The following is a 14,427-nucleotide window of genomic DNA, read 5'->3' on the forward strand; positions in this document are numbered from 1 at the left end:
GCCGGGCTGTTGCCCGGCTTTTCTTTGTGTTCAGGACGGGCGCAGTGGCGGCATCCACAGCCGTTGCGCGCCCGGCACGACCATGCGCACCAGCGCGGCCACCAGCACCGGCAGGCCGGCGTCGTCCGGCCAGGCGAGGGTGCCGATGGTCTTGAGCGCCCAGTCGCGGTGCCGGCCGTCCCCGGTCGCTTCGGCCATGTCGAGAAGAAACTCCACGTTCTCGACGACGCCGTGGCAGGACGCCGTGGCCATCGTCCACTGATCGGCCCGCACCGCCGCCGCGGCGGCGTCGGCGACCTTGCGGTAGCGCTCGTCCCCGGTGGCGAGCCAGGCTCGGACCAGGAAGCTGCCGACGCCGGCCGCGTCGCCGCACCAGCCGCCGAGCGGGATGCTCTCCCCCGGACCCGACGGCCAGCGCGCCGCCGTCCGGTCCCACATCGCGCCGTCGCACAGGGCGTCGGCCAGGCGGATCGCCTTGATGCGGCAGAGCTTGTCGTCGGTGACCAGCGCGTAGTCCAGCAGGAACGCCGCGATGCCGGCGATGCCGTGGCCGAAGCCGTACTTGCCCTGATCGGTATCCTGATGCCGGGCGCATTCCGCGGCCCGGTCGAGGAACTGGAGATCTCCGGTCACCCGCCACGCGTGCAGCACCGTGAGGCCCGCGCCGGCCGAGCCGTCGCAGACGTCCGGATTCGTGCTCACGATCGGGATCTCCGTGGCCAGCTTGACCGCCCGCGCCATCAGCTTCGGATCGGCCAGCGCCCGCGCCGCGTCCAGCAGCGCCCACACCGCCCCCGACTGGCCGAAGTGCAGACCCGGCAGGACCATCGACTCCCGCTCGCAGCGCTTGGCCGTGTACTTGGCCGCCGTGCGCACCACCGCCGGCAGCCGCTCGTTGCGCGGCATCGCCGCCACCAGCGCGCCCAGCACCGAGGCGCTGTGCTTGCGGAGATTGAGCCCGTCGAGCAGTTGAAGAATGCCGTCGTCGAGCAGGCGATCACCCGGCGCACCCTCAGGATGCACCGCACCTGCTGTCACCGACCCGGTCGACATCACCGGCAGGACCCCCTCCGGCCTGCGAAAACCCCGCTACCCGTCCACAATCGCACCAGGTGATCGCGGGGCCGACCATACAGAGCATATAGTCCCGTCACCGTTGCCCCAATGGACACGGCCAGGTAATTCCGTGAAAGATATTCTTGTTTTAGCCGATCTGCTTGAGCAGCTTGGCGATCGTCTCCACCTGTTCCCTGACAGTTGTCAGGGCGGCGGCGCAGGGCGCGGCGTTGGGGCCGGCGGTGCTCGGGTCGGCGTTGTTGACGCCCGGATTCTGCGTGCCGACACCGCAGGTGCGCTTCTCGTAGTCGGCGACGGCGGCCTGCACCTTGTCCACGGCGGCCTTGATGGCGTCGGCCTGCTTGCTTCCGGCCGTCTCCGAGACCACGCTGTTGCCGAAGTTGACGACCTGCGTCGCGTAGCGCTCGCATTCCGGATAGACCCGGGCCGCGTCCACGCTCTGGCACTGGTCGGCCTCCAGGGCGTCGACCTTCACCGAAAGGTCCTGCACCGACGGCCCGTACTTGGCCACCGGCGGCCCGGTGGGGCCGGCCTCCCGACTGCACCCGGCGGTGACCAGGAGCAATGCGGCGGCGGGCAGGACGAGCAGACGCAGGTTCACCACCCGGCCAGCGTAGAACAGGACGGGTCGGCCCCCGACGGCGCGTCCAGCGTGCAACCTCTACAGGTGCGGGGAAATTCCCGCCGGATACACAATTCGCCGATGGGGCAGGAATCGACGACCGACAAGCCAGGATTGGCTGACCGCCAGCTTCCGGGCGCGTAGGTTCGCTGTCGACACGACCAATACGTGTGACCGCGTGCACAGTTCTAACGAGGCCATCATGCAATCCAGCACCAATGCCTGCCGTACCGCCCTGGCCCCGAGCGGCCGCCGGCCGCGCCTCGGCCGGGCTCGCACCGCGGGCGCGTTGGCCGTCGGGTTCACCTTCCAGCGCGACGCCGCGCCGCAGCCGGCGCCGGACGCGTGGCTGATCCTGCGGCCGGGCGAAATCCTGTTGTACAGCAGGGACATCGCCTTCGACGCGGTGGCTCAGGCCGCGGCCAGCCGCATGATCGCCGAGGAGCTGCACCTCGACGAGGCGACCGTCCGGTTCAGCTCCGGCCAGGCCCTGCACAACGTGGGCCTGCCGTGCGGAATCGCGCTGCGCAAGGCGGCGGCGTCGGCGTACTGGGGTCTGCACCGCGACGCGGCGGCGCTGCTGAACGTGCCGAGCCGCGCGCTGGCTTCGGACAACGGCCGCTTCCGGGTGCGCGGCGGATTGCGTCGAGTGTCCTATTTCGAACTGTTGGACGCCACGACAACCGTGCTGTCGCTGGACACCCGGGTGCCGTTGGTCTCCGATCACGACTATCTCGCCGACTACGTCGCCCCGGCGGGCCTGCTCAGCAGCACGTCCTTCTCGTCGCAGGGCGCGGGCCGGTTCTCCGGCTACCTGCGCGAGGAGATCCGCCGGGACGACGAAGCGGCGACCGGGATCCGGTCGGCCCCGCCGGTGCTTCGTCCGGTTGCCGGATTTCGGCCGCCGCTAGCGACACGCCCCACCACCTACGCCGACGCGGCGGACTAAATCCGGCAAGGGCGAGGCACCGGTCACCAGGGGCCGAGCCGCGACGCCGAAGGCGGCGCAATCAGGCACAGCCCGGATCAGCTGAGCGGCACCAGCTGGCCCGGCAGGAACGGCGGCTTCTGACCCGTCGCGTCCTCGTAACCCTTGACGGCGCCGTCGAAAGCGCCGCCCGCCGCGCCACCCCGCCGCGCCGGCCAGCTGACCGCCGGCCGTGCCGACCGCGGTGCCGATGGCCGTGCCGATCGGGGCCGCCGGCGGGGCGATCGCGCCGCTGATTGCACCACCGATCGCCCCTCCCGCCTCGCCACCGAACGGGCCGCCCACCGCCTTGCCGATGTTTCTGGGGGGAGTGGCCGTTCCCGTCGCCGTGCCGGTCACGCTGCCGATGCCGCCTTCCACCGCGCCACCCAGCCCGCCGCCGGCGGTGGATCCCAGCACCGACCCGGTCTGCTGGCCGAACTGTTCGCCGGCCTTCTGCCCGGACCCGTCCTTCACGCCGAAGATGCCGTCGGCCACCGCGCCGACCGTGCCGCCGGCGAAGCCGCCGAGGCCCGACCCGAGCTGCTCGCCGGCGGTGATGCCGGCGTCGGTGAAGTCGGTCGGCTCGTTGTTCACCGTGCTCGCGCTGGCGGAACCGGCCAGCGGCAGCATCATCATCGCCGCGACCACTCCGCCGCCGACGGCGACGCTGAGCGCCGACCGCCGGACCACACTGTGACGACCCATGGGAATTCCTCTCTCGCAACGGAATTGCCTGGACCGTAGCCAGCGTTTGGACGACTCGGTCGCGCCGTGTGAGTCAGTTCATCCGTGGTTTCGAGGAGTTGTCACGTCGGTGCGCATCGCCGTCGGCTTCTGTTGTGCTCGCGGCGCTAGGCGACCCGCGCCGCGACCTCGCGGAGGTAGGTCCGGGCCGTCTCCTCGTCGCCCAGCCAGGGCACGTAGTCCGTGGGATCGTTGAACAGGTGCGCGAAGCGGTGCGCCACCTCCGGATGCTCCTGCGCGGCCTGGAGGGTCTCCAGGATGTGCACGGGCGGCGGCGCGAGCAGGTCGTTGTTGAACCGCGTCGAGTGCTGGGCGTAGTCCCAGTACCGGTCGAAGCAGTTCTGCATGAAGTCGGCATCGAAGGGGCGATCCCCGTGCGCGAGGATCAGCTGCTGGTAGATGCGGGCGCAGTGCACCGCGTTGTTGGCGCCCTGGCCGGCGATCGGGTCGTTGGTGATCGCCGTGTCGCCCATGGCCAGCACGTGCTCACCGGTGGGCAGCCTGCCGACGCCGTGCCGCACCACCGGCGCGATCCGGCCGGTCAGGAACTCCAGCGGGCCACCGGACTCCGCCCCTTCGGCCGCGGCGGTCGACCAGGGGAAGAACCTTCGCAGCTGCTCCTGGCACAGTTCGAGATGCTGGTTGTGGTCGGTCACGCCCGTGAAGACGTCCATCGGGCCGCCCGGGATCGCCGAGAAGTACAGGCCCATCCTCGGGCCGTCGGCCGTGAGCACCGGCAGCACGAAGAACTCGCCCACGCCGGGCACCAGCCCGAACGTCACGCCTTGGTAGAAGTCGGTCTTGTGCTTCACGAGGTGCAGGCTGATCCCGCGCTGGGGCTCGGTGTACGGGGAACGATTGTCGTCACGGGGGAAGATTCCGTCGAACTGGGGGCCTCTCCCGGCGGCCACGAGCACCAGGTCCGCTTCTCGGGTGTAGTCGGCGAGATCCTCCGGCGTCGCCTTGTGCGTGCGGAGTTCGCCACCGCGGGCCACGAACTCGTTCAGCCAGAACGACATCTTCAGCCGCTGATCCACCGACTGCGCCGGCTCGTCCAACGGCGACACCCACGAGATGAACGGATCCTGCGCACCAGGCATACCCGCGTCGAAGGCGATGCCTACCACGGGTGGCACTACGTCGTCCCAGTGGTTGAGGCCCAGGGCGCGCTCGTGCCTTAGCGCCGGCTCGAAAACACACTGGTTGGAGAGGATCCGGCCGGTTTCGATCTCCTCCGCCGTCCGCTCCGACACCATGGTCACCCGGTAACCCTCGGCCAGCAGCCCCAACGCCAACAGCGAACCCGCCTGCCCAGCCCCCACGATCACGACGTGCCGCACGCCAAACCCCCTTCGCGCCCCAGTATGCCGGCCAGCGTAGGCGGAAACGTCGGCCGGCGAAGCGCCTTTTCGGGTCGTTTGGGGTGAGGGGCTGCACTTTGGGGCAGCGTTGAGGTCGGGCGGACTCCGCCGGCACAACACAGTCGGGCTCTCTTCGGCATGCGGTGCTGGAGTGGAGGGGGCGCCAGGTGGGTGGGTGAGTGGGTTGCGTTGCGCGGCTTCGGATGGGCGGGTGCGCGCGTTTACTGATGGCTTGGGACGGGCCGAAGGGTAGGGGTTCGATCATGGAGAGGGAAGCGTTGAAAGGGAGGCTGGAAAGCGCTTTCCGACCAGGGCGATTTGAGCCGCCACGATCGTGTATAGGTTGGCGTGTAACGGAAGTCGATCACATATCGGGAGTAGAATGGGGGTATGTCAGCGAATCCTGAATTCCCTGCCGACACCGAAGGGTGGCAGCACGGCGAACTGGAGCTGTGGCAAGCGGGCAAGGAAGCCGAAGCCCTGTATCGGGCGCTCTACATCCAGCAGCTGGAGCGGGTGTGGGAAGTCTGGGACCGGTCGTGCCGGTCGAAGGAGGACCGGACCTCGATCGTGTCGTCGATGGTGCTCCACTGGCGGCTCACGATCAGGGAAGCGCGTGAGCGGCTTCGGTACGCGGAACTGTTCCACAGCGAGGCGATCCGCGAAGCAGGCCGCGCTGGGGCGTTGGACCGGCAGCACCTGAAGATCATCCACGAGACGCTGCGGATAGCGCCGGCGGTCGAGCGGAACCGGGTTGAGGCATCACTGTTGGAGAACGTCCCGTTCGACGAGGGTGAGTTCAAGAACATCGCGCAGCGGATCCTGTTTCACCTCGACCAGGACGGCAAGGCGCCGGATGATCGGGAGTTGCGGGAGCCGAAGCGGGAGTTCCGCTTCGAACGCAAGCTGGACGGCAGCATGGTGTTCTGGGGAAGGCTCGACCAGGAGTACGGTGCGAAGATCGCAGCGATGCTCAGTGCGCTGGCCAAGCCCACCTCCAGCACAGACCCCCGCACCACCGCCGAGCGGCAGGGCGACGCGTTCGCGGAGATCATCGAGCTGGCCTCCCGTAGTGAGGGCCTGCCGGAGCAGGGCGGCGAGCGGCCCCATCTGACGTTGTCCATGTCGTTCCAGGATTTCATGGACAACACGGGTGTGGCGAAGGTCGAGGGTGGTGGCGTGATGAGCGCGGCGGAGGCCCGGCGGATCGCCTGTGACAGCACGGTGATGCGCCTGGTGCTCGGAGCCGGCAAAGAGATCCTGAATGTGGGCCGCCAGCAGCGCACAGCCCCGAAGGGGATCCGCAAGGCCCTGATCGAGCGGGACGGCAGCTGCGCGTTCCCCGGGTGTCACACGGAACCGGCGCGGTGTCACGCCCACCACGTGGTCGAGTGGGCTGACGGAGGGCCGACCAGCCTGGACAACATGGTGCTGCTGTGCGGGGCGCACCATAGGTTGATCCACCACAGTCGGTGGACGGTGACGATGGTGGACCATCGGCCGGTGTTCTCCGATGGGTTGGACGTTGCACGAGGATAGGATGCGGCGGTGAGCAACGAAGCGTTCCCGGCGGCGCTGGCGGAAGTCGCGCGGGTGGACTTTCCCTACGACGGCGACGAAGACGTCGACTTCGAGCCGTACGGGGAGTTCCGGCCGGACGAAGAGACGGCGCACTGGCTGCCGCTCTGGACAGGCACGGATCGGCTGGATCCCAAAGACTTCCTGGTGATCGGGCAAGACGGCAGCGGGGGCTACGCGATCATCTGGCGGGCCAAGGAGGGCGCGGCGGTGAGCGAGCAGCCGGTGGTGTTCGTGGGATCCGAAGGCGAGCACGGGGTGATCGCCAGCGACCTGGGCGACTTCCTCTGGCTGCTGGCCGACGGATCGGGGCCGTACGAAGCGGTGGAAGAGCCGGAACGGGCGTCGAAACCCAACGCGGAGCTAACGGCGATCGCGGAGCGGTGGGCGGCGGAGGCACGGAAGACGGCGGCCGAAGTTATTGCCCTGGCCCGAGAACGGTACCCGGAGTTCGAAAGGGTCATCGCGGACGCGATCGGCTAAGAGGCGGCCCGGTAGGCGAGACCGACGTCGGTGGGCTGCCCGGACGACCGGTACAGGCCCGTGTCCTCGCCCTCGGACGGCAGGGCGAACCACGAATAGCGCTCCAAGAAAGGCAACGAATCCAGCATCGCGGCGGCATTGGTGACAAAAGCCGACTGCTGGGCCTGGGTGGGGAACTTGGGCGAGCCGGAGAAGTTGATCAAAGCGAACTCGGTGAGCCAGATGGGCTTGTGGTAGCGGGCGTACACGGCCTGGAGATAGCCCCGGAGCTGGCTGACGGCGGCGGCGCTGAAATCGGAGCCGTACCAGTGCAAAGGAATGAAATCGACGCGGTAGCCACGAGAAGCGGCGCCGGACATGAACTGGTCAAGCCAACCGCCGGCCCGGTCACCGCCGAAAGCGACAGCGGGACTGCCCAAACGCAAGCCGGTGGCCTGAAGCTGAGGCCAAAGGTCCAGGGCCTGGGCGGGGGTCATGTTGGACTGCTGAGCCATGTCAGGCTCGTTGAAGCCGAGCAACTGGGAACCCTGCTTCTTGACCTGAGCCAAGGTGTCGGCGGTGACCGACTTGGTGCCCCAGATCATCGGCACGAACTCGACGCCGGCTGGGGCGGCAATGGTGTTGTGGTTGGAATCCCAGTCGTAGAACCAACTCGCGCCGACATCCTTGAGCGAGGCCGTGGCGGCACCGAACGCCCACGTGCTGACGCCCTTGCGGGCCGACTTCTGCGCCGGGGACTGCTGCTGCGGCACCGCGCGGCTGCTCAACGCCGGCTTGGTCGACGTGGTGGTCGAGGTCGGCGGCGGCGATGCGCTGGTCGCGGTCGGGGCCGTCGTGGTCGCGACAGCCGTGGTGGTGATCGGGGCGGCGACGGCGATCGGCTGGGGCGCCGCGTACTTCGGGACGAGGACGGCAGCGACGACGGCGATGGCGGCGGCAGCGGCGACCAAGGGCTTCGTGGCGGCGTGCTGCCACCAGCGCTTGGGCGGCACAGACGGCGCCGAGGTGGGGACGGCACCGAAGTCGGCCGGGATCGGCACCAGAGGGATACCCAACAAGAGACGCTCGGCAGGCATCAGGTCGTCACGACGGCAGCGGACGCAATCACGAACGTGACGGGCGATTCGCTTGCGCCACAGTGGCAAGTGCGGACAATCTAGCGAGGTGAGGTAAAAATTGAGCATCAGGATACCATTTGTCATGATGAGGTGAATTCTGTTCTAGAAGTGCCGATGACGGTCCTCATGTCCTGCTACTGACACTAACAGATCCACTAACTCTGTAGTCCGCTGTGGTATCAGTCGAAGAGCCCAACGTGTCTGTGCGGCCTCTGGCGTTGCATGATTGTCGAAAATCGCGTATGTGTCCGAGGTATTTCGATGAAGTCAAATCTCACACGGCACCAAATCGTCAACTTGTAGTCGACTCGGTAGACTACGGTGTTGAGCGGCCCGTCTGGGAGGTGTGTAACTGAGAACGGTTTAGGCCCATCGCAAAGTATATCAGGATATGTGGCCTTGTGTCAAAACCACCAGCCGGGCGGCGTCCAGCTTCGCGCATCCGCTGCACCGCACGGCCGTGTGCTGAGGCGTCAGACCCAAGCCCGCCGCCACCTCCGCCCGAGTCAACCGGCCGGCGGCCTCCAGCCACCACAGCGACAGCAGCTCGCGCTCGTCGTCCTCCAACCACCGCGTCGCCTCGACCAGATCCTTGCGCTGGTCGGCCAAGTGCAGGCGGTCGATGGTCAGGTCGACGAAATCCGCGCCCGGATCGGCCACGTCGTCGGGCGGCACGGGCGGGAAACCCTCGCCGGCGCGGCGGCGCTTGCGGACCTCGCGCACGGCGATGACCACCAGCCACGAGCGGAAGTCCGCCGGGTCCGGCAGGCTGTGCAGGCCGTCCAGGGCGGCGAGCATGGTGTCCTGGACGGCGTCGTCCATGTCCGGGTGCCCGGCCATGGCCCGGCCCACAATGTTGTAGACCAGCGGCAGGTAGGCCGCCACCAGCTCGTCGAGGGCGTCATCGCGGCCCTTGCGCGCCGCGATGACCAGGTCCCAGTCGTCGCTCACAACATCACTCCCGGACGCGAGGCGGATTCCTCCGCATGCTCGCACCTACGCCCGGGAGCGCTCCACGTGTTCAATTCCACTGGCCGATTCACCAGCGGATAACGGTTTTTCGACTCAGACGATTCGCCGGAAGGCGGCGTCGGCCACGCTCGGCGGCACCTCGTGCCCGCCCGTGAACTCACGGTAGTCGACGCGGTAGCCCACGATGCGCAGCGCGGGCACGATGCGACGGCTGGTGCCCTCGATCGGCAGCACGCCATCCTGGCGACCGTGCGACACGAACACCTCGGGCCTGCCGGCCCGAGCACCGGGCACGACGAAGCCCGGCGAGAACGCCACCACGTCCTCGAACAGGGTGCCGTTCACCAGCCCCAACGACAGCGCGTACGAAGCCCCGTCCGAGAAGCCGGCGATCGTCGCCCGGCCCACCTCGAAGTGCTCGAACAGCTCGACCAGGCTGCGGTCCAGCGCCTCCACGTCCGGCCCGAAGTTCCCGTGGATCGCATCCCACGTTCTGGCGCCGGACTTCGGCGCGTACACCAGCGCCGGCCGGTCCTTCATCACGGTCAGCACCCGCTCAGGGGTCGAACCAGCCCCGTGCAACAGCACCACCAGCGGCACCGGCCCATCGGCCAGCCCCGCCGGCACCTGGAGCACCCCGTCCCCGAACTCGTGCCGACCCGCCGGCAGACGCTCCCGGGAAGGCGTCCCCGGCCGTGCGGCCAGCTCGCCCAGCCGCCAACCCGTGCCCAGCTGCGCCGTCGTGCCCATGGCCCACCCTCCCTTTGTACGACCTTTGTCGTACACAACCGCGAGGGTTGGCGATTCCATTCCCAGGGTGGGCGAACGGGCAGGTGGAGAGGGTGGATCGGCCGGCCGGGCAGGTGGAAAGGGTGCATCGCCCGGCCGGGCTGGCGGGGGAGTGGATCAGCCGGTCGACGCCTTCCGTACGAATCTCTCCTCGGGCCAGAAGGTGTCCCCCAGCCATAGCCGATCAAACTGCACGCAGACCGCTCCCGGCGTGTCCTCGGAATCCCAGACGGCTCGCACGGTCCGACCACGTTCATTCCCATACCGGCTCAGCCAGTAGATCCGGTCGCCCGGCCGGAGCTCATAGGGCGACACGAACTCCCGGTGCGGCGACTTGCGAAAGCTCGGTCGTCCTACTCGTGCATCGAAGCTGTACTCCTCGGCCGGCCTAGGGCATCGCCACTCGATCCGGAACTGCTCGTCGATCGGCAACGCCGGTACGCTCACCTTAAGCTCTTTAACCACATAAAACGTGACGAGCCGGCGCGCCTTCTCTGACATCTCGCGCCACGGCTTCGACCGTGCTTCGGCACAGACCTCGGCATCCGACTCCAACTCTGTGGCCATGGCTGCCAGTTCGTGGTCGGTCTCGGCTTCGCCGTGGAGCTTCTTGATCGACCGGGTCAGCGAGTCGGGCTCCATACGGAGGTGGTGCTCGACGCGCCTGGCCACGTAGTTGTCACGCGCGTCGAGGTTCGTGCGCAGCGGCGGCTCGTCGGCGCGCCTGTCGGCCCACCGAGCCGCGTCCAAGCATGCCGCCAACCACTGCGCCTCAGGCTTTTCCAGAATCGTGTCCAACACTACGGCCATGCCGCGCAGCAGGCCCGGTCGACCATCGGGAAAGAAGTGCTCGGGGCCGAAGTGCTCCGGGTACCAGTCAAGATCGCTGTGGAGCAGCGTCGCGAAGCCCTCGCCCCGGCGCTGCCAGAAGATCATGTCTTCGCCGTGGATGTTCACGTGGTGCTGGACGACGTCCGTCGGGCCAAACTCGACGCCCGCCATCTCTCCCAACGGGCCGTGGATGCCCCGATAGCTGTGGAGATAGGCCCTGACCTGAGCGACGAAGTCCGCCATGGAGTCGTCGTCTACCTGATGGACGACGTTGATCGTCTTGAGCACCTTGCGGTTGCGTCGGGCCGACCGCAGTTGCTTGGTGGCGTTGGCCCAGTACAGCCCGTCGGCGTCCGGGTCGTGCACGACGCAGAGCACCGGGATGTTGCCGTCGGCCCAGTTCTCGCCGTGGTCGCCGACCGGCACGCCAAATCCGTCGGCGCGGCGCCATGAGCGGCCGCCCTTGACCTGGATCTTGACTACGTCGCCGGTGACCATGCCGTTCTCTGTGAAGGTGACGTGCAGGTCCTCACCGAAGTCGTTCTGGCCGTCGACTTCCTGGACGATGTGGTTGTGCCGCTCCAGCAGCGCTCGCAGCGCGTTGACCGCCGCGCGGCCGGTTCTGCGGGCGTCGGGCACTTTCGGCAACGGATCCCCCGATCATGCTGCGGTCAGGGCGATCTCGGACTGAGCAGCCCCCGAATCGAGCCTAGACCCCGGGCCTGACAATGCCGACCGGAGCGATCTTGGTCGATCGCTGACGGCCGGCATTCCCAGGTTGATCCGGTTGGATTGATTCGGGGGCGGCTCGAAGCGGCTAGTACGACTTGGGCAGGCCCAGGGTGTGCTGGGAGACGTAGTTGAGGATCATCTCCCGGCTGACCGGGGCGATGCGGCCCAGCCGGGACGCCCCGAGCAGGGCGCCGAGGCCGTACTCGGTGGCCAGGCCGTTGCCGCCGTGGGACTGGATGGCCTGGTCGACGGTGGCGGTGGCGGCCTCGGCGGCGGAGTACTTGGCCATGTTCGCGGCCTCGCCGGCGCCCTTGTCGTCGCCGGCGTCGTAGAGCGCGGCGGCCTTCTGGGTCATCAGGCGGGCGAGCTCGACCTGGATGGCGCACTGGGCCAGCGGGTGGGCAAGGCCCTGGTGGGCGCCGATGGGGGTGTCCCACACCTTGCGCGTCTTGACGTACTCGGTCGCGCGGCCCAGGGCGTTGCGGGCCAGGCCGGTGGAGAACGAGGCGGCCATGATGCGCTCGGGGTTGAGGCCGGCGAACAGCTGCCCGATGCCGGCGTCGGGCGCGCCGACCAGGGCGTCGGCGGGCAGGCGGACCTCGTCGAAGAACAGGGTGAACTGCTTCTCCGGCGAGACGATGTCCATCTCGATGGGCTGCCACTCGAAGCCGGGGGCGTCGGTCGGCACGATCATGAGGGACGGCAGCAGGCGCTGGCCCTTGGAGTCCACGTGCCGGGCGACGACGAGCACGGCGTCGGCCTCGTCGACGCCGGAGATGTAGGTCTTGCGGCCGTTGAGCACCCACTCGTCGCCCTCGCGGCGGATGGCGGTGGACAGCTTGTGCGAGTTGGAGCCGGCGTCGGGCTCGGTGATCGCGAAGGCCATCTTGGTGGTGCCCTCGGCGAAGCCGGGCAGCCACCGCTGCTTCTGCTCGGCGGTGCCGAAGCGGGCGATGATGGTGGCGCAGATGGCCGGCGACACGACCATCATCAGCAGCGGGCTGCCGGCGGCGGCCAGTTCCTCGCACACGGCGGCGAGATCGCCGATGCCGCCGCCACCGCCGCCGAACTCCTCGGGCACGGCGACGCCGAGATAGCCGAGCTTGCCGGCCTCGGACCACAGCTCGGTGGTCTTCTCGCCGGCCCGCGCCTTGGCCGTGAAGTACTCGGAGCCGTATTGGGACCCGAACTCGAAGACGGCCTTGCGCAGCGCCTGCCGCTCCTCGCTCTCGACAAAGCTCATGCCTGCTCACCCTCCACCACAGCGAGCACGGCGCCCGCCTCGACTTGCTGACCTGCCTGCACAAGCACCTCGGCCACGGTGCCGCCGGCGGCGGCCACGACCCGGTGCTCCATCTTCATCGCCTCCAGCACCAGCAGCTCCGCGCCGGCCTCGACCACGGCGCCGGGCTCGACCGACACCCGGACCACGGTGCCGGGCATCGGGGCCACGGTGGCGCCATCGGCGACCTTGTCGGTCGGGTCCGGGAAGCGCGGGACCAGCGTCAACGCCACCGGGCCGACGTACACGGTGTCGCCGTGGCGGGCGACCTCGTAGCGCTGCCGCACACCGTCGGCATCGAGGACGACCTCGTCGGCCGAGGCCCTGACCAGCTCGATGCCGGCCGGTTCGACGAGCTTTCCGTTGCGGTCGAAGCGATACGTGACCTCGGCCTGCTCGAACGCGGTCCGCTGCGGCTGGGACGGGATGTTCCGCCACCCCAGGGGGAAGCGAGTCTTGCGCTCATGGGCCAGGGCGATGGCCGCAACGAGGGCGCTGCGGTCCACATCGGACACCAGCGGCTTGGCCAGCACGTCGAGGCCGACCCGGTCCAGGAAGCCGGTGTCGGTGTCGCCGGCCAGGAACTCCTTGCTGCGCAACACGTTCACCAGCAGGTCACGGTTGGTCAGCACGCCGTGGATCTTCGCCGACGCCAGCGCGGCCGACAGCCGACGGGCGGCGGCGGCCCGGTCCGGGCCCCAGGCGATGACCTTGGCCAGCATCGGGTCGTAGTGCACGCCGACGACCGACCCGTCTTCGACGCCGCTGTCCAGCCGGAGACCGAACTCCCGAGGCACGGCGAACTCCGCGTCCACATCGGACAGCGCGAACCGGTGCAGCACACCGCTCTGCGGACGCCAGTCCAGGGAGGGGTCCTCGGCGTAGAGCCGGACCTCGATGGCGTGGCCGCGGGGCTCTGGGCGGTCCGCCGGCAACTGGGCACCCTCAGCGATGGCCAGTTGCCAGCGAACCAGGTCGATACCGTACACGCACTCGGTCACCGGGTGCTCCACCTGGAGCCGGGTGTTGACCTCAAGGAAGTGGATGCTCCCCTTGGCGGACAGCAGGAACTCCACCGTGCCGGCCCCGACGTAGCTGATCGAACGGGCGGCGGCGACCGCGGCGTCGAACAGCTTCGTCCGGATTTCCGGTGTCACCGCCGGTGACGGGGTCTCCTCGACGATCTTCTGGTGCCGCCGCTGAATGGAGCATTCTCGCTCCCCCAACGCCCACACCGTGCCGTGCGAGTCGGCGAGGATCTGCACCTCGACGTGCCGCGCGCCCTCCAGCAGCGGCTCGCAGAACACCGTGCCGTCGCCGAACGCGGACTCGGCCTCGCGACGCGCTGCGGCGACTTCCTCACGCAGCGTGGACAATTCGCGCACGATCCGCATGCCGCGCCCGCCGCCGCCGGCCGACGCCTTGATCAGCACCGGCAGGTCGTCCTCGGTCACCGTCTCCGGGTCGAGCTCGGCCAGCACGGGCACGCCGTCGGCGGCGACACGCTTCTTCGCCGCCACCTTGGAACCCATGGCCTCGATGGACTCCGGCGACGGGCCGACCCAGGTCAGCCCCGCGTCCAGCACCGCCCGGGCGAAGCCGGCGTTCTCGGACAGGAAGCCGTAACCGGGGTGCACGGCGTCGGCCCCGGTCGCCTTGGCCGCGGCGATCAGGGCGTCGACTCGGAGGTACGTCTCGGACGGCGCGGCGCCGGGCAGCCGCACGGCGTGGTCGGCCTCGGCGACGAACGGGGCGTCGGCGTCCGGGTCGGAGAACACGGCGACCGGCGAGATGCCGGCCAGTCGGCAGGACCGGAAGACCCGGCGGGCAATCTCGCCCCGGTTGGCCACCAGCAGTCGGGAGATCAT

13 protein-coding genes are annotated in these 14,427 nt (G+C 68.8%); 3 read left to right on the forward strand and 10 right to left on the reverse strand.

Going from position 1 to position 14,427, the window contains the following annotated elements; all coding sequences use genetic code 11:
• Positions 1-30: 30 nt before the first annotated feature.
• Both KUTG_RS10570 and KUTG_RS53215 read right to left on the reverse strand, forming a co-directional pair.
• On the reverse strand, positions 31-1,023 hold the full coding sequence (locus KUTG_RS10570) for a lanthionine synthetase LanC family protein (protein ID WP_043716603.1): 993 nt from the start codon (positions 1,021-1,023) through the stop codon (positions 31-33).
• Positions 1,024-1,204: 181 nt separating this feature from the next.
• The gene (locus KUTG_RS53215; RefSeq protein ID WP_052394301.1) at positions 1,205-1,681 is read right to left on the reverse strand and encodes a hypothetical protein; all 477 of its coding nucleotides are present in this window, start codon (positions 1,679-1,681) and stop codon (positions 1,205-1,207) included.
• A gap of 220 nt (positions 1,682-1,901) precedes the next feature.
• Between KUTG_RS53215 and KUTG_RS10580 the strand changes: the two genes are divergently transcribed.
• Entirely contained in the window at positions 1,902-2,648 is a 747-nt protein-coding gene (locus KUTG_RS10580) for a hypothetical protein (RefSeq protein WP_043716604.1), read from the forward strand.
• Here KUTG_RS10580 and KUTG_RS58255 read toward each other — a convergent pair.
• Positions 2,607-3,299 (reverse strand): hypothetical protein, encoded by a 693-nt coding sequence (locus KUTG_RS58255; RefSeq protein ID WP_198047088.1) that lies wholly within the window; start codon positions 3,297-3,299, stop codon positions 2,607-2,609. The two genes, KUTG_RS10580 and KUTG_RS58255, sit on opposite strands and share 42 nt — an antisense overlap.
• A 221-nt stretch (positions 3,300-3,520) precedes the next feature.
• Positions 3,521-4,753 carry a styrene monooxygenase/indole monooxygenase family protein gene (locus tag KUTG_RS10590; protein ID WP_043716606.1) on the reverse strand — a complete coding sequence of 411 codons (1,233 nt, stop codon included), beginning with the start codon at positions 4,751-4,753 and terminating at the stop codon, positions 3,521-3,523.
• A 411-nt stretch (positions 4,754-5,164) separates the two neighbouring features.
• On the opposite strand from KUTG_RS10590, the gene KUTG_RS53220 reads away from it, so the two are divergent.
• Positions 5,165-6,313 (forward strand): HNH endonuclease signature motif containing protein, encoded by a 1,149-nt coding sequence (locus tag KUTG_RS53220; RefSeq protein WP_052394302.1) that lies wholly within the window; start codon positions 5,165-5,167, stop codon positions 6,311-6,313.
• Between the two features lie 9 nt (positions 6,314-6,322).
• Entirely contained in the window at positions 6,323-6,835 is a 513-nt protein-coding gene (locus KUTG_RS10600; RefSeq protein ID WP_043716608.1) for a hypothetical protein, read from the forward strand.
• Here KUTG_RS10600 and KUTG_RS10605 read toward each other — a convergent pair.
• From KUTG_RS10605 to KUTG_RS10635, 6 genes are all read right to left on the reverse strand, one after another.
• Positions 6,832-7,890 (reverse strand): glycoside hydrolase family protein, encoded by a 1,059-nt coding sequence (locus KUTG_RS10605; protein WP_232240744.1) that lies wholly within the window; start codon positions 7,888-7,890, stop codon positions 6,832-6,834. The two genes, KUTG_RS10600 and KUTG_RS10605, sit on opposite strands and share 4 nt — an antisense overlap.
• A gap of 447 nt (positions 7,891-8,337) precedes the next feature.
• Positions 8,338-8,904 carry an RNA polymerase sigma factor gene (locus KUTG_RS10610; protein ID WP_052394304.1) on the reverse strand — a complete coding sequence of 189 codons (567 nt, stop codon included), beginning with the start codon at positions 8,902-8,904 and terminating at the stop codon, positions 8,338-8,340.
• A 114-nt stretch (positions 8,905-9,018) separates the two neighbouring features.
• Positions 9,019-9,675 (reverse strand): alpha/beta hydrolase, encoded by a 657-nt coding sequence (locus KUTG_RS10615; protein WP_063753501.1) that lies wholly within the window; start codon positions 9,673-9,675, stop codon positions 9,019-9,021.
• Between the two features lie 156 nt (positions 9,676-9,831).
• The gene (locus KUTG_RS55295) at positions 9,832-11,184 is read right to left on the reverse strand and encodes a DUF4365 domain-containing protein (protein WP_063753502.1); all 1,353 of its coding nucleotides are present in this window, start codon (positions 11,182-11,184) and stop codon (positions 9,832-9,834) included.
• A gap of 178 nt (positions 11,185-11,362) precedes the next feature.
• Positions 11,363-12,520 carry an acyl-CoA dehydrogenase family protein gene (locus KUTG_RS10630; protein ID WP_043716609.1) on the reverse strand — a complete coding sequence of 386 codons (1,158 nt, stop codon included), beginning with the start codon at positions 12,518-12,520 and terminating at the stop codon, positions 11,363-11,365.
• Positions 12,517-14,427: an ATP-binding protein gene (locus KUTG_RS10635; RefSeq protein ID WP_043728895.1), complete on the reverse strand. Its 1,911-nt coding sequence runs from the start codon at positions 14,425-14,427 to the stop codon at positions 12,517-12,519. Before KUTG_RS10635 ends, KUTG_RS10630 begins: the two co-directional genes overlap by 4 nt.

The sequence above is a fragment of the Kutzneria sp. 744 genome, from assembly GCF_000568255.1.
Classification (GTDB): Bacteria; Actinomycetota; Actinomycetes; order Mycobacteriales; family Pseudonocardiaceae; genus Kutzneria.